We start from the raw sequence: 20914 nt of genomic DNA, 5'->3' as shown, positions 1-20914 counted from the left end.
TTCGGCAAAATCTTTTGTAAATCTATCCCGATGAGGCAGATTTTATACGATTTTAGCTATTTAACCCTAGCCCGTCCCTAAACACCCCAGTCATTCCTCATCCATTACCGGATGAGAGGAGTTAAACTCGCTGCGAACGATCACAGCTCCTCGATGAGTAATGCACTCTACTTCCGTCCGAGGAGAGCAGTCCCCTAAAACAGCAAAAGGCCGAGCTCTGGGAGCTCGGCCTCTGTCGTGAAAATCAGTTACGTTTTGGCTATCCCTTTTGCAGGGCTTTGACGACGTTTAAGTCTTCCAAAGTCGTCGTGTCCTGAGCGATCTCCCTGCCAGCGGCAATGTCTTTGAGAAGACGTCTCATGATCTTGCCGCTACGAGTCTTTGGCAGAGCCGGAGCAAACCGAACTTCGTCCGGCTTGGCGATGGCGCCAATCTCTTCACCCACATGTTCGCGAAGCTCACGCCGCAACTCATCGGTCGGCTCGACCCCTTCCTTCAGAGTTACGAAACAAACCACAGCGCTTCCCTTCAGCTCATGCGGTCTTCCAACTACCGCGGATTCCGCCACCGCTCCGTGACTGACCAAAGCGCTTTCTACTTCGGCCGTACCGATACGGTGTCCTGAAACGTTCAATACATCGTCGATACGACCCACGATCCAGAAATAGCCATCCTTGTCCTGACGACAACCGTCGCCGCAAAAATAGATTCCCTTGTACTCGCTCCAATAAGTTTCCTTGTAACGTTTGCGATCTCCATAAAGTCCTCTGAGCATCGAAGGCCATGGCTGAGTGAGCACGAGTTTTCCGCTTTCGCCCTTTTTGACCTCTTCACCAGCATCGTTGAAAACCTTGGGCACAACGCCGAAGAACGGCAGTCCAGCGGATCCAGGTTTTGAATACGCAGCCCCTGGCAAGGTGGTAATCATGATCGCACCTGTCTCGGTTTGCCACCAAGTATCGACGATGGGGCAACGTCCACCACCGATCGTCTTGTAGTACCATTTCCAAGCCTCTGGATTAATCGGTTCGCCGACGGAGCCCAGCAAGCGCAGCGAGCTCAGATCATGCTTCTTCACGTGATGGTCGCCCCATTTCATGAAAGCGCGAATCGCAGTCGGAGCTGTGTAGAAAATCGTAACGCGATGACGCTCCACGATGTCCCAAAAGCGATTAACATCCGGATAGTTGGGAGCTCCTTCGTAAATCAAGTTGGTTGCGCCATTGGAAAGAATACCATAAGTCACGTAGCTGTGCCCCGTGATCCAGCCGATGTCCGCGGTACACCAATAAGTATCGGAGTCTTTGAGATCGAAAACATATTTCGATGTCATAGTGGTACCGAGAAGATAGCCTCCACTGGTATGCAAGACCCCCTTTGGCTTTCCTGTGCTGCCACTTGTATAAAGAATGAAAAGTGGCGTCTCCGCATCGAAAGCCTTGGCTGTGTGCTTGTGGCTAGCGCCCTCCATCACGGTATGGTACCAGTAGTCGCGTCCCGTCTTCATGGATACACGCGTATTGCCGATCCGCTTCACGACCACGACCGTTTCGACGGTTGGGCAATCTTGGATGGCTCGATTGACATGCATCTTCAGATCGACCACCGAGCCACGACGCCACCCGCCATCCGCGGTCACAACAAGCTTAGCTTGGCAGTCGTTGACGCGATCTTTGATCGATTCGGAGCTAAAGCCTCCAAATATCACCGTATGGATTGCCCCGATTCTAGCGCTGGCCAACATGGCGACAACAGCCTCGCAAGTCATCGGCATGTAGATCGCGATACGATCGCCCTTCTTAATCCCCCGAGACTCCAAAACGTTGGCAAATTTGCATACTTCCACGTGCAACTGCTTGTAGGTCAACGTCTGCTGATCCCCAGGCTCACCCTCGAAAATCAGGGCTGCCTTGTTCTCGCGAGGGGTTCCCACATGACGGTCGACGCAGTTCTCGCAAACATTTAGCTTGCCACCGACGAACCATTTAGCTTGGGGTTCTTTCCACTCAAGCGTTTGCTTCCATGGTTTTCTCCAGAAAAGCAGCTCCTTCGCTTGAGCGTTCCAAAACTTTTCCGGATCGGAAACAGACTCCGCGTAGAGCCGTTTATATTCGGCCATGCTTTTGACGGTTGCTTGCTTTTTGAATTCGGAAGACGGCGAAACCTTTTCGCCAAGACTCGCAGATGAAGTGGTCTTGTTTGGCACTTTCTTGATCCTTTGGGTTGGGGTTAGGGGGGGTATTAAGCGGAAGCGATAATGTCCCTCAACTGCTTCAACGGTCAAGCTTTGGAACGAAATCAGTACAATCTCCTCACTCTTTTTTTGATACAACACCGCAAATGACCCCGTTTGCCGCTCTCGTATTCGAAAAACCGACACGAAAACATCCAACTAACGCTGCAAACATTTCGGCTCCACATGGATAACGAAAAAGAAAAAAACGAACAAACCATCACCGTAGAAGGCGTACTCGAAATCTCGAAGAAGAAGACCGGACAGCTGCTCGACCTGAGCAAAAACGGCCGCCAACGCCCTACTGACCCATTTGTCCCGAAGGAGCTTATTCGTCGATTCAAGCTACGTACCGGAAGCCATATCGTCGCCCAAGCGACGACGGACCCTCGCTTTCAAAACCCCAAAGTCCGCTTCATCGAAAAAGTGGACGGGGTTAGCGTCGAGGAACGCCGCAAGTTCACCCCTTTCACCCAGCTCACCACCATCACCCCCGAGGAGCACATCAAGCTGGAAACCGACAAGAAGCGCATGACCACCCGCTGCATCGACCTTTTCTGCCCTATCGGCAAAGGGACTCGCGGTCTTATCGTAGCGCCTCCCAGAACCGGAAAAACCACCCTCCTCACTCACATTGCTCAAGGCATCAACGCCAACCATCCGGAAATTCATCTCATGGTCCTGCTCGTCGACGAGCGACCCGAAGAAGTTACCGATTTCCGGAGAAACATCGATGCGGAAGTCTGGGCATCGTCCAATGACGAGCAGCTGGAAAGCCACCTTCGCGTAGCCGATCTCTGCATCGAAAGAGCAAAGGGCCTCGTCGAAACCGGCAAAGACGTCGTCATTTTGATGGATTCCATTACTCGACTCGCCCGCGCCCACAACTCCGCCAAAAAGTCGGGCCGAACCATGTCGGGCGGCTTGGACATCCGCGCCCTCGAGAAACCTCGCCAAATCTTTGCCGCCGCGAGAAACACCGAGGAAGCCGGCAGCCTGACCATTATCGCCTCCGCCCTCATCGAGACCGGAAGCCGAATGGACGAACTCATTTTCCAGGAATTCAAGGGAACGGGCAACATGGAGATGGTGCTCGATCGAAAGATAGCCGATATGCGCATCTATCCGGCCATGAACATCGCCACCTCCGGCACGCGCCGCGAGGAGCTGCTCATCCCGGAAGAGCAACTCGAAAGCATCCACTTCTTCCGCCGCGCCCTCGTGCAGCAGAAACCAGAGGATGCGGCCGAGACCATGATCACTCGACTTTCCAAAACCGACTCTAACCAAGACCTCCTAGACCTCATCAGTAGATAAACCAACGAATTCGCAGTTCTTTTGATAATAACAGGCGCCAAACGCGCTTAACGCTTGAACTGCGGCGATTCGTCGCGTGAAAAAGTACGTTTCCTCTGCTCGCAGGACTCAAGGCGAGCACCACATTAGTTCTCGAAAATAAATGGATAGCTTCTCCGAACAGTGCCTTGACATGGCTCGCTCCATGCTCAGCCACAATTTGGATTCCATCAATCCGGATGGAACCATCACACCCATCGAAGGTGAAGATTCTCGCTTGGACGAGTCCGGCCACGCCGCTCTTGCCATAGGAGAGTTCTACCGAGCAACCGGAGAAACCGAGCTTGACGGCAAGGATCTCATCGACCTCGCGGCCCGCTGTATCACGGCTCAGGCCTTCCGCGACCCGCCACAAGAAAACGGTCTCGCCTATGCAGCGCTAGCCCTCCTCTCTTTCGGTCCCTCCAAAGAGCGTAACCCCGTGTGGGAACGCCTCGTAGACGAAACACGGGAAAACCTAGACCGCTTGCTGCTCAACCGCAGCGACTACAACAACCACTGGCAGTGCTTCAACGTCGCCAAGGCAGTCTGCCGCTTCTCACTTGGCCTATCCAAGAAGGACGAAACAGGACGCCTCATCGAGCGCTTCCTGTCCCGCATCGAGGAAACAAGCTCCAATGGCTACTTCGACGATGTCGGCGAAAACGGGATCGGCGGATCATTCTCCCTCTACGGCGTACAAGCCTTCGTTTTCACACGCCAAGCCCTTCAGCTTCACAGCAACCCTGGCTTGCGCGAACGCAAGTTGCCTTCCCTCAGAACCTTCGCAGAGAAGTACATCAAGCTGCTTCCTGACATGGTTCGTGAAGACGGACTAGGTTGGACCTGTTCCGAAAACGCAGGAGCCTACGGCCAGATGCACCTCATCTCGCTCCTCCTTCAAGGTTTCCGCGATGGTTGGGTACCCGACGACAAACGTCCAAAGTACTTCGACTTGCTGCGTCGCTTGTTCTACTACTTCTACGAGACCTTCCTCGACCAAGAGCACGGCTACCTGGTAGTTCGTGACGACGAGCGTACCGCGTACCGCCTGCACACAACACGCATGGCCAACTTCGACGGCGCTCGCTATTTGAGTCAGTGGGCTCGCCTGTCGAAGCAGATCGACGCGCCTGCGGCAGCCGCTCCAGAGCCTTTCAAGTCTGGATGCCGCTTCGTCATCTTCGACAAGTCCAGCAAGAAGGAACAAGGCCTCCTCCTCTACCGCAACGTCGAGTCCAGGCTGCAGATCCAAATGCCACTGATGTCCAACAACGGGCACCCGACTTCAGACTGCCAAGCCTTCCCGCATTCCCCGGGTGTGTTCGATTGGCCCAACGGCCAATTCGTGCCGGTGATGATTCCAGAGCTGACCGTAGGCGACAACGTATTCGTTCCATCCTACTACGGCAAGAAGTGCACCACTGGCCTCGGCTTTAAGCGATCCTTCTACTTCCGCTACGAACAGCCTGAGTGGATCAACACCGAAGAGCAGATCGTTTCCGGACTGGGAAGCGTGAAAGTCAACTGGACCTTCGCCAAAAACCAGATCTCCTGCGAGTTCATCTACACGGTTAAGAATCAAGTCACTCTTGACCGCTTCCGCTACATGCTCGCCATCGGCTCGCCTCACTCGCGCTACCGCGTGGAGTCCTCCCCGATGTTGGGAGCAGAAGGGCTACGCTGCGCCATCCAAAAGGACGACTTCCAAGGCACTTGGAAGGAAACCGAGGTGGTGACAAACGATCGCGCCTACCGCGGCAACTACGGGAACTTGCACTACCTGCAAATCCTCGAGCGCGACCATCCGCTCATCATGCGCCCCGGTCAGACCTATCGTTTCGCGGCTTCATTCGATCCCGATATCATCGCGGTCGGCGAAGCGATGTAAGAACGAGAAAATCTTTCTCCAAAGGGCGACACTCTCCAAGAGGTCGCCCTTTTTTATTGTCCCATTATCGAGAAGCTTTAACTACTGCTTCCTTCATTTTTCCACCCAACAGCCAGTGTTAGCCAAACGGATCATACCTTGCCTCGATGTACACGCCGGACGTGTCGTCAAAGGCGTTAAGTTCAAAGAGCTCCGCGACGCCGGAGACCCAGTCGAATCAGCCAAGGCCTACGACCAACAAGGCGCCGACGAACTGGTATTCCTCGACATTACAGCCTCCTCCGACGAGCGGCAGATCATGCGAGACGTCGTTGAGCGGACCGCATCCGAGTGCTTCATGCCTCTTACTGTTGGCGGCGGACTACGCACCGTCGACGATATCACAAAGATGCTGCATTCGGGAGCAGACAAAGTTTCCCTTAATACCGCTGCCATCAACAACCCGGACCTGATCTTTCAATCCGCCCGCAAGTTCGGAAACCAGTGCATCGTGCTCGCCATCGACGCCAAGCGCGACGGCGACTCCTGGCGAGTCTACACCCATGGTGGACGGAATCCCACTCCCCTTGACGCCATCGAATGGGCGAAAAGAGCCGTTTCGCTGGGAGCGGGTGAAATCCTTCTCACCAGTATGGACGCCGATGGCACCTTGGCCGGATACGACTGCGAGTTGACCCGCCGCATTTCCGAATCTGTTGAAGTGCCCGTTATCGCATCCGGAGGAGCGGGCAACCTCGACCACCTGGTCGATGTTTTGGAAAAAGGAAAAGCTTCCGCCGTACTCGCCGCGTCAATCTTCCACTTTGGAACCTATACGATCCAACAAGCGAAAGAACGCCTGGCCGCCGCCGGCCTTCCTGCACGCCTCTAGGATAATCCTCAGCGATGGAGCTAACGAAATTCTCAGACTACAGCCTTCGTACCCTAATATACTTGGGGATCAACGAAGAGAGAGTAGTCCCACTCCTGGAAATTTCAGAAGCTTACTCCATCTCCAGAAACACACTGGCCAAGATATCAAACTTCCTCTCGCAACACGAAGTAATCATAAGCTCGAGAGGAAACCAAGGGGGCGTTCGGCTCGCAAAAGCAGCGGAAGATATAAACATTGGCACTCTAGTAAGGAAAACAGAAAGCCATATCCCCTTGGTTGAATGCTTCGCCTCAGATGGAGGGTCTTGCTGCATTAACAAATGCTGCACTCTCAAGGGCGTGCTGAGAAGCGCCGAGAACGCCTTCTATAAAGAGTTAGAGAAATACTCGCTCGCTGATTTGATAACAGGCAAGAGCCGGATCAGAGAAGCCTTCGGAATTGGGTGAGCGCTCTAATTTACGCTGGCAACTAAGGCTCGCGAAAATGCAACAGCTTCTAGAAATCAGGAAACGCATTGCCATTAATAATTTTCATTAAAGGCGAGTAATTATAATCAAAATTTCAGTTTTTTAAGGTCTTCTCAAAAAAAGACAACTGATAGCCCAAATAAGTATTCTAAATACTCTTTTGGCACCGGCGCTGCTAATTTCGGGGCAACGACAACACACCTACCTAATCCGAAATGAACAAAAAAACGCTCGCCTATGTCGCGCTGCTAGCCTGCGCGACTGTACCAAGTACCCTCATCCTTTCCGGCTGCGCTGGCTCCGCTGACGCTGCAACTGGAGGGATTTCTCCACAAAAGATGGCAGACGGCCTACACCTCGTGATGAAGTCTGACCGCACTGTGTATACTCGCAACGTCGTAAACCGACTGGTAAAGCAAGACAAGGTCATCGCGGCCTCGGAACACTGGGCAGATGACAAGGCCCTTCCCCTTCCAGCTCAAATGTTCCGTATGGGAGCCGAGATGGTAGCCAAGGAAGCCGACGCCGGTTTCAGCTACTCCCTGCAATCCATCTGGCCGATCAACAAGCAGAACGCTCCTAAGACCGAAGCTGAAAAGGCAGGCCTCCAATTCGTAATCGATAATCCAGGAGAGAACTACTACGCGGAAGAAACACTGGGAGGCGTCAACTACTTCACTGGCGTGTATGCAGATACTGGAGTCGCGGCAGCCTGCGTCGATTGCCATAATGAACACAAGGACTCTCCCAAGACCGATTTCAAGCTAGGCGATGTAATGGGCGGCGTAGTGATACGTATCCCTCTCGACTAAGCTCAAGACATCAACATCCAAAGTTTAAATACAAATGGACACCGAAGAAAAACCTACTCTATTTGATCGAATCGGAGGAGAAGCCGCAGTGGACGCTGCCGTTGACCTCTTCTACCAAAAGGTACTGGCAGACGAACGCATCAAGCACTTTTTCGAGGGCGTGGACATGAAACGCCAGGCGAGCCACCAAAAGAAATTCCTAACCTTCGCATTCGGCGGTTCAGCCGGTTACTCCGGCAAGAACATGCGAGCGGCTCACAAACGCTTGGTCGAAGACATGGGCCTTAACGAAAGCCATTTCCAAGCCGTGATGGAAAACCTAGGAGCAACCTTGCAAGAACTAGGCGTGCCTGACGATTTGATTGGAGAGGCCGCAGCCATAGCGCATTCCACCAAAGACGACGTTCTAAACAAATAGAACGTCGGATAAATCCAACTAGCTTCAGGGAAGCGTGAACAACGGAATATCCAAATCAATTGCGGCAAGCGTTTCGACGCTTGCCGCCTTCATTCTAATCTCTTGCGCGAACGAGACGGAAGTCCCAGAGAAGTTCGATCCCACTACGATCGCTTTGGAGGATCCGGATCTTGCCGCAGGACAAAAGACATGGAGTCAAACCTGTACGACTTGCCATCTTACAGGCCTTACTGGAGCTCCAAAAATTGGAGACAAAACCGCTTGGGCGCCTCGCATCGCAAAGGGGCTAGACACCTTGTATGATCACGCCCTAAACGGCTTTATTGGGCCAGACTATACCGAAATGCCCCCCAAGGGCGGCTTTAGCGAACTTAGCGATAACGAGGTCAAACAGGCAGTTCGGTTCATGACGCAAGTCAGTCAATAACCCAAACAATTCGCATTTAAAGCCATGACCAAAAAACAAATACGACTGGTTCAAAAAACATGGAAGCGATGCATGCCTATATCCGATATAATCGCTGATATATTCTACGCGAAGCTCTTCGCAGAAGCTCCTAGCCTCAAACCTTACTTCGAGTCCGACATTCGGCAAAACGGTCGCATAATAAAGAGAATCATCGATATTGCAGTCCAGAACTTGGATACAGATCTCAGAACCGAAGAAACGCACCCAACATTTCAACAGATTCCATTCATCGTTGAATTTACAGATCGAAACCACTCCACGATCGGCTCTGCGCTGGCATGGACACTGAGGCAAATTTTCAGTCACGAATTCACCGAAGAGATGGAAACAGTGTGGCTGGAAACCTACACCAAGTTTTCTGCCGACTTAAAAAATACGACCAGTTACGTAGCTGCATAAAAGCATCCTCCCCTAAAGTAGCAAAACGAGCCTAGCCGGATAGCAACGACTGGTCTTGCCAAAAAAAAGTGGAAAGCGCTCAGCAACGCTGCCCCTTCGACATGCAACGTATAATCGTAATTGGGAACGGTATGGTTTCCCACCATTTTTGCGCCGCCCTTTGCGCATCCAAAGTCTCCAAGACATATGATGTGCAAATTTTTGGCGAGGAGCCTCAAGCAGCTTACGACCGCGTACACCTAACCGATTACTTTAAGGCGAGGGATTTAAGCGCTTTATCGCTTTCAGCTCCGGAATGGTATTCAAAGAATAACTTCAAGTTAAATACAAATTGCAGAATTGTTTCCATCGACCCAATTGCGAAAACAGTTCGCAGCGACTCAGGGCAAGACTACGAATACGATAAGCTAATAATCGCAACGGGATCTACTCCATTTATCCCCCCAGTCCCCGGCACTGACAAACCCGGGGTGTTCGTATATCGCACCATTCAAGATGCGGAGCAAATCATAGACTTCAGCCAAGGAAAAACCTCCGCGGTCGTGCTAGGTGGAGGCCTTCTCGGTTTAGAAGCGGCTAACGCCTTGCGCGAGCTGGGCTTGAAATCGACTGTGGTCGAATTCGCGAACGGACTCATGCCGCGCCAGCTCAACGAGGAGGCTTCGAGCGTCCTTGAAAGCCAAATACGCGATCTAGGAGTTGAGATACTAACAGGGAAAGGGGCAAGAGCCGTTAGTCGCACTCGTTCTGGCCTAGAGATTACTTTCAACGACGAAGATAAAATCGAAACGGATTTACTCGTCATCGCCACAGGCGTCCGCCCAACGGATGAATTAGCCCGCGATAGTGGGCTAGATGTCGGAGCGAGAGGCGGTATTATCGTTAATGATCGCTTAGAGACTTCAGCGAAAGATGTGTATGCGATCGGCGAATGCGCGTTACATCGCGGACAAGTCTACGGTTTCGTCGCTCCGGGCTATCAAATGGCGGAAGCCTTGGTAGAATCATTAGCTGGCGGGGAAGGAAATTTCAAAGGAGCAAACTTGTCATGCCGACTGAAACTCTTGGGTATCGAGGTCAGCGCTTTTGGAGACTATCTGGGAGAAGGCCACACCCTAACGCACCGGACAAAGGACACATTTCGACTCATCGTGCTGAAGCGGGATAGCTTGGCTGGAGGCATCGTAGTGGGAGAATGGGATCAAACGCACCAGCTTCAGCTCGCCATATCCCAAGAACGCTTCATGACCCCTGGCGAACAGGCCGAATTCGAAAGTCGCGGCGTCATCCCTGCCAACGATGCCCTTGTGGACTGGCCCTCGAATGCGATCATTTGCAATTGCACGCAAACGACCAAAGGGACCTTGTCCGCCTGCCTGTCCTCTGGCTGTAGCAAGGTCTCAGAACTGTCAGAGCAGACTGGCGCGGGCACCGTGTGCGGTTCTTGCCTGCCTTTGCTCGGCCAGCTCTGCGGCACCTCTGGCGAAGAAACCGCCTACAAGCCGAAAGGATCAAAACTCCTTTGGGCCACCGCCGCGTTAGGCGCGATCGCCTGCGCCCTTTTCTTAACTTTATCCCCTTTGCCAGCTGCGAATAGCGTACAGACTGCCTATTACCAGTTTTCTCAGCTTTGGCAGGATTCGTTCTACAAGCAGTTCTCCGGATACACGATGGCGGGGCTTTCCCTCCTTGCTCTATCCCTTTCCGCCCGCAAAAGACTTCGTCTAAAGATGATGGGCAACTACGGCTGGTGGCGCGCCATTCATAGTACCTTAGGCTTTCTTTGCCTAATCGCTCTGGTCGCCCATACCGGCTTCGATTTTGGGGAGAACCTGAATCTCTGGCTAATGACCTGTTTCGTGCTGTTAAATCTAGCCGGGTCTATTGCAGGATTAACAGTCGCCATGGAGGATCGCTTTAACGGCCCTTGGGCTAGGCGAATTCGCTCCTATGTGACGAAGGCGCACATTCTATTCTTCTGGCCGTATCCCGTGCTGCTAGGTTTCCACATCTACAAAGCCTACGCCTACTGATATGAAGCTGAAAACACTCCAGTGGATCGCGGCTGCGATAGCGCCTCTTTGGCTAGGCTTGCATTTCTTCGCTTCTATCAACGGCAATAGTCAAAAGGCGTTTATGCCGGGCGAGGCAACCCATGGGCATCACCAAATCCAACTCCAGTGCTCTGCTTGCCACACAGAGGACATGGGAGTTCAACATGATGCCTGCGCCACGTGTCACCAAGAGGAGCTCGACAGAGTGTCCGATTCCCATCCGGTCACCAAATTCCTAGATCCACGCAACGCGGATCGGGTCGCCATCCTCGACGCTAGAAAGTGCGTGACCTGCCACGTCGAACATCAGTCTGACCAGACAGGGCAAATGGGGGTCACCTTGCCCGAAGACTACTGCTATTTCTGCCACCAAGATGTGGCGGAAAATCGCCCCACCCATGAAGGTCTGCCTTTCAACAGTTGCTCTACCGTGGGCTGCCACAATTTCCACGACAACACCGCTCTCTACGAGGAGTTCCTAGAGCGTCACTTGGACGATCCCAACATTAAGGAAAATCCCAAGGTCAAGGAACTGAATCAGTACGCAAATTGGGCAGAAGAGCATTCTCGGACCGCCCTGGAGATAGGCGAACGAGCCGTTCCGAGCGAGGTTACTTATTCGCAAGACATCGCCTTCGAGTGGTCACAGTCTTCCCACGCCAAGGCGGGCATTAATTGCATCGACTGCCATCAAAGCGAAGAAACGGGAGCTTGGCTCGAGAAACCGGGATTCGTATCATGCCAAGGTTGCCACGACTACGAAACGGAAACCTTCCTCCAGAGCCGTCACGGCATGAGACTCGGCCAAGGCTTGAGCCCTATGACTCCGGCCCAAGCGCTGATTCCGATGCACGCCGGAGCCGCCCATCGCGAGCTAAGTTGCACCTCTTGCCACGATGATCACAGCTTCGACACGAAGTTCGCCGCTGTAAACGCCTGTATGTCGTGCCACGACGATGACCACACCAATTCCTACAAGGGATCGAAGCATTTTCAGCTGTGGCAGGCTGAGATGAATGGGCAAGGACCAGAAGGCTCTGGAGTGAGCTGCGCGACTTGCCACCTACCGCGAATCGAAATGACCGAACAGGGCGAGAGCATTACCAAGGTGCTGCACAATCAGAACGACGTACTCCGGCCCAACGAGAAAATGATACGCCCCGTCTGCATCGACTGCCATGGAGTTGGCTTTTCGATAGACGCTCTAGCTGATCCGAATGTGATCGATAACAACTTCCAGTCCATGCCTTCCGTACACGTCGAAAGCCTCGAGATGGTGGTAGAAAAGCTTCAACGTGTAGCCCGCGAACGAGCCGAAAACTAGGCCCTTTAATCGCGGGCTGTGTCTTGTAATGAGCACGGGCCACCTTAATCGCCCTAACTCCCCTCCTCGATTCCCGAGTGTGAATGGGTAAGTCCACTCATTTAGCGACAAATCTGTATTTTATTTGCCTGAACAGGTTGAAGATCTCCGGCACCCCCTCATAGTTGCCTACGATTTTCCTCGATGATACTCGGACAACTTATTCAAACCGGCAGACGATTCTGCGAATGCAGATCCGCCGATTTCGTACCTAGCTCCGATGAACGTGTAATCGTTCTGTTTTATACGATCCACGATCGTCTTGAAGCGCACTCCTTCGAAACGAACACCCCCACCCTCATTTCGGAAATTCAAGAGAAGCTTCTCGAGTCCCAGGCGGTGGCCTACATCCTGATCCATCGCAGGATGCGAGACTCGCAGCCAGAGCTTCCCTTCCCCTTTGGCCGAGAGCCCATGGATCGTATCGTGCTGACCGCAGCAACCGAGGACCGCTTCGAAACGGAGTCCTACTATCTGGAAAGACGAGAGAAGGTGGGAGCCTTCAAACTTCTGCCCACCAGCACACGGGACATAAAAGCCGTTCCGCATCTTTCGAACCTGTTCCCACTCCCAGAGGAGCCAAGCGACGATTGCGAGTACCTGCTCTTTCCAGATTCGTTGGAAATGTCTAGCTGAGGGGCAATCGCTGGACCGGAGCAGTCGTAGGATTTTACATATCCGAGCTTGGCCTCACGCCAAGCCAGTCTAAGAAAGCTAAGATATGATCAAATTCCTGCACACCCGCATCCGCGTAGCCGATCTGCAAAAGTCCATCGACTTCTACTGCCAACATTGTGGCTTCAAAGTTTTCAAAGGGCCTAAGACAAGCCCGCAAGGAAACCAGATCGTGCATCTCGAACTTCCCGGCAACGAGCACATGCTGGAGCTGACCTACTCCCCCGACTACGAAGTTAAGGTCCCCGAGGACCTGATGCACACTTGTATCGGAGTAGACGACATCAAGGCCTACTGCCAAAAGCTGGAGGACGATGGTGTCGAAGTCTGGCCCGGCAACTGGAAGGAAAAGGAAGACTTCGGCATGGCCTTCATCACCGACCCAGATGGCTACGAGGTCGAGATCTTGGTCAACGACTAAAAGGCATTTTCAATGGAACCGCGTCGCTCGACGCGGTTTTTCATTTTTTCGGTAGCGACCTGTCGAGAATCCGTTAGAACGAGTTTCGTGAAGCCAGAAAAGATCGTCGTGTTCACCGGAGCCGGAGTTAGCGCGGAAAGCGGACTCAATACCTTCCGCGACTCGGGCGGCCTCTGGGAGAATTTCCGTATTGAAGATGTGGCGACACCGGAAGCTTGGGCCCGCGACCCGCAACTCGTATTGGATTTCTACAACCTCCGACGAAAGGCTCTCGAGAGCGTTGAGCCAAATCCCGCCCATTTCGCAATCGCCGAACTGGAGAAAGAGCACGAGGTGGTGGTCATCACCCAAAACGTGGACGATCTGCACGAACGCGGCGGATCCAGCAATATCATCCACCTGCACGGTTCTTTGCTGGAAGTTAAGAGCTCCATCGATCCTACCTACAAAATCCCCTACCCCAAGGAAGGGCTAAGCTTAGATCATCGCTGTCCTCGAGGCGGGCGAATGCGTCCCGACATCGTCTGGTTCGGAGAAGCGGTGGAGAACTTCGAGATCGCCATCGAACAACTCCAACAAGCAGATAAGGTTCTCGTAATCGGCACTTCTCTAAGCGTGTATCCAGCCGCTGGACTCGTGCACGAAGCCCCAGCTCATGCAGAAAAAACAATCATCGCCCTAGATCTCGACTTCATTCCCGACGACTACCGCTTCATCCACGGGACCGCCGGCGAACAAGTCCCCAAGCTCGCCTCTAAGTGGCTAGAAAAAGGGTAGCTCTTCAATCAATCATCTCGATCAATTCGCCTTCTACATAATCGGCCGCTATCTTACGTAGACGCACCTGCCCCCGGCGATTGGCCAAGTCCATCCCCTTTTCTGCTGCAAGCTCTCCCGCTCTGGGCACCACGACGCGGATGTAGTTGTCTGTATAAGACGGCCAAGAATCAGGTTTCGGATTTTCAAAAAGCACCGGCATTTCCTTGCCTAGATAACGTTCGTACATGTCGTATCGCTTTTTCGATGACAAGCGTCTGAGGTAGGCGCTACGGCGTGCTCGTTCGGGGATGTCTACTTGATCCTCCCGTCGGGCTGCGACCGTACCTTGCCGCTCCGAGTAGCTGAAGACGTGACAAAAATCGAAGGGGTTGTCCAAAAACACGCGGCAGGTCTCTTGGAAATCATCCTCGGTCTCCCCTGGAAAACCGACCATTATATCGGAACCGATATAGACATCCGGAACGCTGTCGTGAGCCAAGTGTAAGAAGTCCAGATATTCCGCGATCGTGTAGCGGCGTCGCATCTCCTTCAGCACCTTATCGCAGCCGCTCTGCAAAGGTATGTGGAAAAAGGGCAGCAAGGCGTGTTGAGGATCGTTCATCAAGGCAAACAACTCCGTGGGAATCGTCGTAGGTTCGATACTGCTGATACGAATCCGGTCGATTCCTTCGATGGCGTTGAGCCCCTCCAACACCTTTAGCAGATCGCCGTCCTTGGTGTCGTAGGTACCGATATTCACCCCGGTGATCACGATTTCACGGATTCCCTGCGAGGCCTTCAGTCGCGCTTCTTCAAGTAGGTTCTCCATGTCGCGAGCCCGAGCGGCGCCGCGAGCGAATGGAATGATGCAGAAGCTACAAACGAAACTACAACCGTCCTGTATCTTGAGGTTCGCTCTCTGGTTGAAGGGGACGTCTCCAAAATTGTGGATAGAGAAATCCGCTTGGGAGATCTTCTCGCGAATGATGAGCGGCTTCTCGTTTTTCTCCTGACCGATATAGTCGATCACGCTCATTTTCTCCTGGTTGCCGATAATCAGGTCTACTCCTCCGATCTCTGCGATTTCCTTGGAGCCCATTTGCGAATAACAACCAATCACGGCCGTGTAGGCCTCAGGATTTTTGCGCACAAACTGACGGATCGTCTGGCGGCACTTGGAATCGGCCAGATTGGTCACGGTACAGGTGTTGATGATCCCTAAATCTGCCTTTTCGCCAAAAGGCACGATCTCATAGCCGCGTTCCTGCAATCCCTGCTGGATCAGCAGCGTTTCTGACTGATTGAGTCGACAACCGAGTGTATGCAAAGATGCCTTTTTGTTTTTCGCCTGTTCCATCCTAAGTGCCGCAAAAAAAGGCCAAGATCCGGAGAAGTCATGCAAAATCATCCCCTCGCCCCCCAAGGAGAACAGATTTCGCTTTTTGGACTCGCCCCTTGCAAGGAAGCCGCTTCCCTCGAAACCACCAAGCCATGTTCGCCGAAACCATAGAGCAACCGAATCCAAGCCCAAGACCCGGAAGACTTCCCAAATGGGAAATCCGCGGGAGCGATTTCGGCCTCTTCGCCGCAATGCTTTTCGCCTGTATGGCCCTCGCCTCCGCCCTGTTTGGCCAATTCGCCACTTGGCTCCTCGCTCCCGAAGAGGGCGGTGATCCTCCTTTGCTAGCCGCCTTAGCTGCCAATTTGGGAATGCAATTCGGTATGCTCGCCGCATTTTTGGGTTTCCTAAAGATATTGGACACCCAGGGGAATACGAGCCCTCGCCCAGACAAGGCTCCCATTCCACAGGCCATTTCGATCGGCTTCAAATGGCTTCTGATCGCCTATCCAGTTATGATCGCGGTCAACCTGATCTCGCGAGCTAGCTTGAACCAACTGGGCTTCGAACAAGTTATCCAGGACCCAATTCTCATGGTGCAACAAGGCGGTTCCTGGTTCGAAACCGCTATCATGTACGCAATGATTTCGCTGGTCGCTCCCATCTGCGAGGAGGCAGCCTTTCGTGGAGGGGTCTTTCGCTACTTGCACCACCGCCTGCCGCTTTTCGCTTCGCTGGGACTCTCCGCCTTCTTCTTCGCCATTCTCCACGCAAACTTGTACTCCTTCGCCCCACTCATGACTATCGGAGTTATGTTGGCGCTCGCCTATCGCGAATCGGGGTCCCTGCTGTCCTGCATCGTGTTCCACTCCGCGTTCAACACCATCAATCTAGTCCTGATCCTTTTTGTCCCCGATCTGACGTGACTCCATTTTCCAGCGACCCCAATGAATCGCTCGCCAGCTTAGGCGAATCCAAGTTGATCCAACAAATGAAACTCTGGCTAGGCTCCGCAGCGCCTCAAGCGCCGGAGGGCATGGGCGACGATTGTTCAGTCTTAAAAGCTCCCCAAGCAAAGGTTTCCCAATTAGTCACTGCCGACCCGGTAATTTACGGCCAGCATTTCAACGACGCCCTATCCCCGGAGCAAGCCGCCGCCAAACTACTTCGCAGAAACCTGAGCGACATCGCTGCGATGGGAGGCAAGCCGACCCATGCCGTCATTTGTCTCGCCTTGGACCCAAGCATCTCCGTTTCGTGGATACAGAGATTCTATATCCAGTTAGGGCAAGAAGCCCTCGCTAACGAAGTTCGCATCGTGGGTGGAGACGTTTCAACCGCCGACAATTTCTTGGGCGCCTTTCTTACTCTTTATGGAGAGACCCTTCCAGACACCAAACCGCTGCTCAGGCAAACCTCACAGGATGGAAGCCCTGTATTCGTAACGGGGTCCCTTGGTGGAACTATTTTTAAAAAGCATTTCGATTTCACGCCTAGATTAGCAGAAGGCCAGTGGCTCGCCAAATCGGGGCTCTGCCTAAGCTGCTCCGACTTAAGCGATGGGCTGGGCAAGGACTACGCCAACATTACGCCGACCGGCGGAACTTGCGAGATCGACTGCTCGCTTCTTCCCATCTCCCGCGACGCTCAAACAATGGCGGAAAAGTCTGGCAAAGGCCCCCTGTATCACGCTTTCAACGACGGAGAGGATTTCGAGCTCATTTTCGCCCTGCATCCGGATACAGACTTAGCAGTCTTCCTCTCCGACTGGAAAGATGAATTCAAAACGCGGGTCTCTCATATTGGATACATCCGCCAAAACAGTGGTACAGAGACCACGCGGTTAACCTTGTTAAATACAACCAAAGATTTCGCCGCTTCCGGATATGAACATCTTAGATAGGCTAAAGGCGGGCATCATAACCAGCAACCCAGAGGAATCCCAATCGGTTGCTCAAGAATTGGCAGCGACCCTACCGCCAGAAGCGGTCCTGACCTTGGAAGGTGATTTAGGAGCGGGAAAAACAACCTTTGTGAAAGGGCTGGCTCAGGCTTGGAGTATTCAAGAACCGGTGACGAGTCCAACATTCAACATCTATAACCTGTACAACGGGGACCGCCAACTCGCCCATATGGACGCATATCGGCTAGAGAATTCACCGGAAATCTGGGACGAGCTAATGCTGGAAGAGCTCATATTCCCGCCCTTCTGCCTAGCAATTGAATGGCCCAGCAAACTCCCTTTTATTCCTTGGCCGATCACGCATAAATGCTATTTCTCGAACGAGGGCGAAAACCGGAAGATCCAAATCAAATAATGCCATGGACCTGAATCAATGGGACGAACGTTACTCCGCGGAGGAATTCATCTACGGAACAAAACCAAACGATTTTCTCGCCAGTAAGGCGGACCTGATTCCCCAAGGTCCCGTGATTTGCCTCGCCGACGGCGAAGGTCGCAACGGCGTCTTTCTCGCGACCCAAGGCCACTCTGTCACTTCCATTGACTCCTCCAGAGTCGGCTTACAGAAGGCGTCTAAACTGGCCGAGAAAAACGGGGTCCAGATCGAAACGCTTTGCTGCGACTTGGCTGAATACGAATTCGAGCCAAATTCCGCGACTGGTATCGTATCCATTTTTTGCCACCTCCCCCCAGAGCTGCGAAAAAAAGTCCACGCCCAAGTCTATTCTGCCTTGAAGCCGGGCGGGATCTTTATCTTGGAAGGCTACACCCCTGAGCAATTGAAACTGGGCACCGGAGGTCCTCCGGTCGCCGATTTGATGCATACGCTCGATCAGCTGAAAGATGAACTGAGCGGACTAGAAATACTCCACGCACAAGAAGTGAAACGAGAAGTCATCGAAGGTACGTTTCACACCGGCATGGCCTCCGTCGTCCAATTTGTAGGGCGAAAAAAAATAGCGTCCTCCCGAGCGGAAAGACGCTAAAAAATACTCAAGCAAGCTACCAACTAGCGAACGCCAAACGCGTAGATCGTGGTGGACTTGAAAACTTGCCCCGGACGCAAAGTGGTGTCTGGGAAATGTCCCTTGTTCGGCGAATCCGGAAAGTGCTGCGTCTCCAAACAGAAGCCTTCACGTTTTTGGTAAACCTTGCCGCCTTTGCCGGTCAGCGTCCCGTTCAAGAAATTGCCCGCGTAAAATTGTACGCCTGGCTCCGTGGTGAACACCTTCATTTCGCGCCCTGACTTCGGATCGAATGCCACAGCTGCCAAACCTAGTTCACCGTACTGCTTATCGAGAATCCAGTTGTGGTCGTATCCTCCCAGCTGGCTAATTAGGGTATCTTCGGAATCGACAGTCTCTCCGTAGACCTTGGCCTCGCGGAAATCCATATCCGTCCCCGCAACGCTGAGAATCTCTCCGGTCGGAATTCCGCCGTCGTCGGTCGCGGTGAAGAATTTCGCGTTGATCATCATCTCGTGATCTACGGGGGAAGCTCCATCGTGACCCGCCAAATTGAAGTAGGCATGGTTGGTTGGATTGAACACGGTGGGTTTGTCGGTGGTGGCCTCGTATTCGATGACCCATTCGTCCTTATCAGTTAGCTTGTAGGTAACCGTTACGTCCAACTTGCCCGGATACCCTTCTTCTCCGTCTTTACTGGTATAGCTGAGCTTCATGCCGCTATAGCCTTCTCCGGAAACCGGTTCGGCCTTCCATTCCACCTTGTCGAAGCCGACTTTTCCGCCGTGCAAGTGGTTGACCCCATCATTGGCCAAAAGGCCGTCCACCTTATTTCCATCCAGTTGGAAACGACATTTTCCTATCCGGTTTCCATAACGTCCGATCAATGCGCCAAAGTAGTCGTTATTGTGATCCACGTACTCATCCAGAGTCTCAAATCCCAAAGTGATGTCGGCAAAATTTCCGTCACGATCGGGTACGTGAATTTCAGAAACGATTCCGCCGAAATTGGTGAACTTCAGCTTCAAACCGTTTTTGTTTTCAAGGGTATAGAAATCCATAAGGTGGTATAAGTATGGGTCGTGTAGTGTGTGAAAGTGGCGTCCAAAAGGCTCGCCACGCTCCGCATTCTACGCGCCCCCGGGCTGAAGCAAGCCCCAAGTCCACTCTTACAATTCTTGCCCGAGAATCTTGCCGAAGACCATTCGCCCACCACTGGTCGGGATGATGCTATCGACCTCGATCAGGATATTGCTGCCCACCAGATCGGCAGCTCCATTGACCACGACCATGGAACCGTCCTCGAGATATCCTACTCCCTGGCTATCCTCGCGACCGGTTTTGACCAGCTTGACGGAAACCGTTTGGCCAACAATCACTTCCTGAGAAAGCGACTTCGCCAGACCAAGCATATCGACATAGGGCACGCCTTCCTGCTTCGCTCGGTTTATGAGAGATTCGCTCGTGGCCAACAGGCGACCCTTGAGACTTTGCACGATGAAGAGAATTTTCTCCTCCCGACTTTGCCTGCTATGAACTTCGCTATCGTGGATGCGGACCTCCACATGCTCGATAGTCCGCAGGTCGGCCAGCGTCTTGAGCCCGCGTTTGCCACGATTTCGCTCCTCTTCGAGCTCCGAATGGGCCAAAGAATTTAGCTCGTCCACCACAAAAGTCGGTACGGACAGCACGCTCACCAGCAATCTGGCCGAGGCGAGCTTGTAGATCCGGCCGTCAACCAAAGCGCTCTCGTCCACCACAGCGATGGGGCTTTCCACCGTTTGTGGGTCGAATCGAACGTAAGGGATGACGAGATTAAATTCGTCGCGACCTCTGAGAGCGATAATGGCGCCCAGATAGGTGACCGCCACAAATACACCGACTCGTGAAATGTAGATGACCTGCGGGTCGCCTGAATCAAACAATGGGGAGATCGTGATGAGATGGGAGGCGATAATCCCGGCGAACAATCCAAAAGTAAGAGCCGATAAGCCCCTCAGCGAGAAGCCCTTGAGCAACATGTCGATCAAGATGAGCAGGCTCCCAATCAATAGAGCCACAGTCATACACAGCCACACGCTTCCTAGCGTATCGTAGGCATACCAAACCCCAAACCCACCAAGGGCGCAAAACGCCAATAGTATGGCACGCAGGATAATGACCGACTGTTTCATGGTAGCAAATAGGTCCCTGCGTGGAGCTCAGCCCCTACCCCGGTAACCTATTTACCTATCGGCCTTAAACAGAAGCACTCAACCGGAAAAAAAGTTCCAGAAGATGGCGATCGCCGGAACGGCTATAAACAGGGCCATGACCCAATAAATTATTCGCTTGGCGCGCTTCGCCTCTTCACTGTTTTCTTCCGGCTCGTTCATCGATTGGGTTCTGCTCCGAAACGCTAGGTCACCAGCGAGATCGGTAAAGTCAGAAAGCACTCGTTCCCACAGCCTGCCAACTTGAAATTTTCCTCTCCAAAT

The 20914-nt window shown here is 52.9% G+C and carries 22 protein-coding genes; 17 read left to right on the top strand and 5 right to left on the bottom strand.

Going from position 1 to position 20914, the window contains the following annotated elements; all coding sequences use genetic code 11:
• Window positions 1-259: 259 nt before the first annotated feature.
• Window positions 260-2206 carry an acetate--CoA ligase gene (acs, locus tag H5P27_RS01360; protein WP_185658585.1) on the bottom strand — a complete coding sequence of 649 codons (1947 nt, stop codon included), beginning with the start codon at window positions 2204-2206 and terminating at the stop codon, window positions 260-262.
• Between the two features lie 213 nt (window positions 2207-2419).
• On the opposite strand from acs, the gene rho reads away from it, so the two are divergent.
• The 13 genes from rho to H5P27_RS01295 all read left to right on the top strand — a co-directional run bounded on the left by rho (window position 2420) and on the right by H5P27_RS01295 (window position 14188).
• The gene (gene rho, locus H5P27_RS01355; RefSeq protein WP_185658584.1) at window positions 2420-3550 is read left to right on the top strand and encodes a transcription termination factor Rho; all 1131 of its coding nucleotides are present in this window, start codon (window positions 2420-2422) and stop codon (window positions 3548-3550) included.
• Window positions 3551-3692: 142 nt separating this feature from the next.
• Window positions 3693-5459, top strand: coding sequence for a hypothetical protein (locus H5P27_RS01350; RefSeq protein WP_221774563.1), 1767 nt, complete (start codon window positions 3693-3695; stop codon window positions 5457-5459).
• 115 nt (window positions 5460-5574) lie between these two features.
• Window positions 5575-6330 carry an imidazole glycerol phosphate synthase subunit HisF gene (gene hisF, locus H5P27_RS01345; protein ID WP_185658583.1) on the top strand — a complete coding sequence of 252 codons (756 nt, stop codon included), beginning with the start codon at window positions 5575-5577 and terminating at the stop codon, window positions 6328-6330.
• 14 nt (window positions 6331-6344) lie between these two features.
• A complete protein-coding gene (locus tag H5P27_RS01340; protein WP_185658582.1) occupies window positions 6345-6779 on the top strand; it encodes an RrF2 family transcriptional regulator in 435 nt (144 codons plus the stop codon).
• A 236-nt stretch (window positions 6780-7015) separates the two neighbouring features.
• Window positions 7016-7612 (top strand): Tll0287-like domain-containing protein, encoded by a 597-nt coding sequence (locus H5P27_RS01335; protein ID WP_185658581.1) that lies wholly within the window; start codon window positions 7016-7018, stop codon window positions 7610-7612.
• Window positions 7613-7646: 34 nt separating this feature from the next.
• Window positions 7647-8030 (top strand): group I truncated hemoglobin, encoded by a 384-nt coding sequence (locus tag H5P27_RS01330; RefSeq protein WP_185658580.1) that lies wholly within the window; start codon window positions 7647-7649, stop codon window positions 8028-8030.
• A 34-nt stretch (window positions 8031-8064) separates the two neighbouring features.
• Window positions 8065-8457, top strand: a complete 393-nt coding sequence (locus H5P27_RS01325) for a c-type cytochrome (RefSeq protein WP_185658579.1) — start codon at window positions 8065-8067, stop codon at window positions 8455-8457.
• Window positions 8458-8529: 72 nt separating this feature from the next.
• Entirely contained in the window at window positions 8530-8898 is a 369-nt protein-coding gene (locus tag H5P27_RS01320; RefSeq protein WP_185658578.1) for a globin family protein, read from the top strand.
• Between the two features lie 101 nt (window positions 8899-8999).
• Window positions 9000-10931: an FAD-dependent oxidoreductase gene (locus H5P27_RS01315; protein WP_185658577.1), complete on the top strand. Its 1932-nt coding sequence runs from the start codon at window positions 9000-9002 to the stop codon at window positions 10929-10931.
• A gap of 1 nt (window position 10932) precedes the next feature.
• Window positions 10933-12276 (top strand): cytochrome c3 family protein, encoded by a 1344-nt coding sequence (locus H5P27_RS01310; RefSeq protein ID WP_185658576.1) that lies wholly within the window; start codon window positions 10933-10935, stop codon window positions 12274-12276.
• Between the two features lie 183 nt (window positions 12277-12459).
• Window positions 12460-12951 carry a hypothetical protein gene (locus H5P27_RS01305; protein ID WP_185658575.1) on the top strand — a complete coding sequence of 164 codons (492 nt, stop codon included), beginning with the start codon at window positions 12460-12462 and terminating at the stop codon, window positions 12949-12951.
• An 85-nt stretch (window positions 12952-13036) separates the two neighbouring features.
• Window positions 13037-13411 carry a VOC family protein gene (locus tag H5P27_RS01300; RefSeq protein WP_185658574.1) on the top strand — a complete coding sequence of 125 codons (375 nt, stop codon included), beginning with the start codon at window positions 13037-13039 and terminating at the stop codon, window positions 13409-13411.
• 87 nt (window positions 13412-13498) lie between these two features.
• Window positions 13499-14188: an NAD-dependent deacylase gene (locus H5P27_RS01295; protein WP_221774562.1), complete on the top strand. Its 690-nt coding sequence runs from the start codon at window positions 13499-13501 to the stop codon at window positions 14186-14188.
• Window positions 14189-14192: 4 nt separating this feature from the next.
• Here the strand turns inward: H5P27_RS01295 and mtaB are convergent, their stop codons facing one another.
• Window positions 14193-15527 (bottom strand): tRNA (N(6)-L-threonylcarbamoyladenosine(37)-C(2))-methylthiotransferase MtaB, encoded by a 1335-nt coding sequence (gene mtaB / locus H5P27_RS01290; RefSeq protein ID WP_185658572.1) that lies wholly within the window; start codon window positions 15525-15527, stop codon window positions 14193-14195.
• A gap of 134 nt (window positions 15528-15661) precedes the next feature.
• On the opposite strand from mtaB, the gene H5P27_RS01285 reads away from it, so the two are divergent.
• The 4 genes from H5P27_RS01285 (at window position 15662) to H5P27_RS01270 (ending at window position 18458) form a co-directional block, all read left to right on the top strand.
• Window positions 15662-16435, top strand: a complete 774-nt coding sequence (locus H5P27_RS01285; RefSeq protein ID WP_185658571.1) for a CPBP family intramembrane glutamic endopeptidase — start codon at window positions 15662-15664, stop codon at window positions 16433-16435.
• Between the two features lie 65 nt (window positions 16436-16500).
• Window positions 16501-17412 carry a thiamine-phosphate kinase gene (locus H5P27_RS01280; RefSeq protein WP_185658570.1) on the top strand — a complete coding sequence of 304 codons (912 nt, stop codon included), beginning with the start codon at window positions 16501-16503 and terminating at the stop codon, window positions 17410-17412.
• Entirely contained in the window at window positions 17396-17827 is a 432-nt protein-coding gene (gene tsaE, locus H5P27_RS01275; RefSeq protein WP_185658569.1) for a tRNA (adenosine(37)-N6)-threonylcarbamoyltransferase complex ATPase subunit type 1 TsaE, read from the top strand. The genes H5P27_RS01280 and tsaE overlap by 17 nt, the downstream gene beginning before the upstream one ends.
• A 4-nt stretch (window positions 17828-17831) precedes the next feature.
• Window positions 17832-18458, top strand: a complete 627-nt coding sequence (locus H5P27_RS01270; RefSeq protein WP_185658568.1) for an SAM-dependent methyltransferase — start codon at window positions 17832-17834, stop codon at window positions 18456-18458.
• Window positions 18459-18481: 23 nt separating this feature from the next.
• On the opposite strand, the gene H5P27_RS01265 is transcribed toward H5P27_RS01270, so the two are convergent.
• The 3 genes from H5P27_RS01265 to H5P27_RS19890 form a co-directional block, all read right to left on the bottom strand.
• Window positions 18482-19498: an aldose epimerase family protein gene (locus tag H5P27_RS01265; protein ID WP_185658567.1), complete on the bottom strand. Its 1017-nt coding sequence runs from the start codon at window positions 19496-19498 to the stop codon at window positions 18482-18484.
• Window positions 19499-19606: 108 nt separating this feature from the next.
• Window positions 19607-20611 carry a twitching motility protein PilT gene (locus H5P27_RS01260; RefSeq protein ID WP_185658566.1) on the bottom strand — a complete coding sequence of 335 codons (1005 nt, stop codon included), beginning with the start codon at window positions 20609-20611 and terminating at the stop codon, window positions 19607-19609.
• Between the two features lie 78 nt (window positions 20612-20689).
• Window positions 20690-20812 carry a hypothetical protein gene (locus H5P27_RS19890; protein WP_281384112.1) on the bottom strand — a complete coding sequence of 41 codons (123 nt, stop codon included), beginning with the start codon at window positions 20810-20812 and terminating at the stop codon, window positions 20690-20692.
• Window positions 20813-20914: the final 102 nt, after the last annotated feature.

Source organism: Pelagicoccus albus, assembly GCF_014230145.1.
In the GTDB taxonomy this organism is placed as follows: Bacteria; Verrucomicrobiota; Verrucomicrobiia; order Opitutales; family Opitutaceae; genus Pelagicoccus; species Pelagicoccus albus.
The sequence above is the reverse complement of the archived record's forward strand: the minus strand, read 5'-3'. Positions and strand labels throughout refer to the sequence as shown.

What these genes read in the sequence shown, in the direction of transcription:
- rho (WP_185658584.1), top strand. Translation starts at nt 2,420, where the DNA reads ATGGATAACGAAAAAGAAAAAAACGAACAAACCATCACCGTAGAAGGC.
- H5P27_RS01350 (WP_221774563.1), top strand. Translation starts at nt 3,693, where the DNA reads ATGGATAGCTTCTCCGAACAGTGCCTTGACATGGCTCGCTCCATGCTC.
- H5P27_RS01340 (WP_185658582.1), top strand. Translation starts at nt 6,345, where the DNA reads ATGGAGCTAACGAAATTCTCAGACTACAGCCTTCGTACCCTAATATAC.
- H5P27_RS01335 (WP_185658581.1), top strand. Translation starts at nt 7,016, where the DNA reads ATGAACAAAAAAACGCTCGCCTATGTCGCGCTGCTAGCCTGCGCGACT.
- H5P27_RS01330 (WP_185658580.1), top strand. Translation starts at nt 7,647, where the DNA reads ATGGACACCGAAGAAAAACCTACTCTATTTGATCGAATCGGAGGAGAA.
- H5P27_RS01320 (WP_185658578.1), top strand. Translation starts at nt 8,530, where the DNA reads ATGCCTATATCCGATATAATCGCTGATATATTCTACGCGAAGCTCTTC.
- H5P27_RS01315 (WP_185658577.1), top strand. Translation starts at nt 9,000, where the DNA reads ATGCAACGTATAATCGTAATTGGGAACGGTATGGTTTCCCACCATTTT.
- H5P27_RS01310 (WP_185658576.1), top strand. Translation starts at nt 10,933, where the DNA reads ATGAAGCTGAAAACACTCCAGTGGATCGCGGCTGCGATAGCGCCTCTT.
- H5P27_RS01305 (WP_185658575.1), top strand. Translation starts at nt 12,460, where the DNA reads ATGATACTCGGACAACTTATTCAAACCGGCAGACGATTCTGCGAATGC.
- H5P27_RS01300 (WP_185658574.1), top strand. Translation starts at nt 13,037, where the DNA reads ATGATCAAATTCCTGCACACCCGCATCCGCGTAGCCGATCTGCAAAAG.
- mtaB (WP_185658572.1), bottom strand. Translation starts at nt 15,527, where the DNA reads ATGGAACAGGCGAAAAACAAAAAGGCATCTTTGCATACACTCGGTTGT.
- H5P27_RS01285 (WP_185658571.1), top strand. Translation starts at nt 15,662, where the DNA reads ATGTTCGCCGAAACCATAGAGCAACCGAATCCAAGCCCAAGACCCGGA.
- H5P27_RS01280 (WP_185658570.1), top strand. Translation starts at nt 16,501, where the DNA reads ATGAAACTCTGGCTAGGCTCCGCAGCGCCTCAAGCGCCGGAGGGCATG.
- tsaE (WP_185658569.1), top strand. Translation starts at nt 17,396, where the DNA reads ATGAACATCTTAGATAGGCTAAAGGCGGGCATCATAACCAGCAACCCA.
- H5P27_RS01270 (WP_185658568.1), top strand. Translation starts at nt 17,832, where the DNA reads ATGGACCTGAATCAATGGGACGAACGTTACTCCGCGGAGGAATTCATC.
- H5P27_RS01265 (WP_185658567.1), bottom strand. Translation starts at nt 19,498, where the DNA reads ATGGATTTCTATACCCTTGAAAACAAAAACGGTTTGAAGCTGAAGTTC.
- H5P27_RS01260 (WP_185658566.1), bottom strand. Translation starts at nt 20,611, where the DNA reads ATGAAACAGTCGGTCATTATCCTGCGTGCCATACTATTGGCGTTTTGC.
- H5P27_RS19890 (WP_281384112.1), bottom strand. Translation starts at nt 20,812, where the DNA reads ATGAACGAGCCGGAAGAAAACAGTGAAGAGGCGAAGCGCGCCAAGCGA.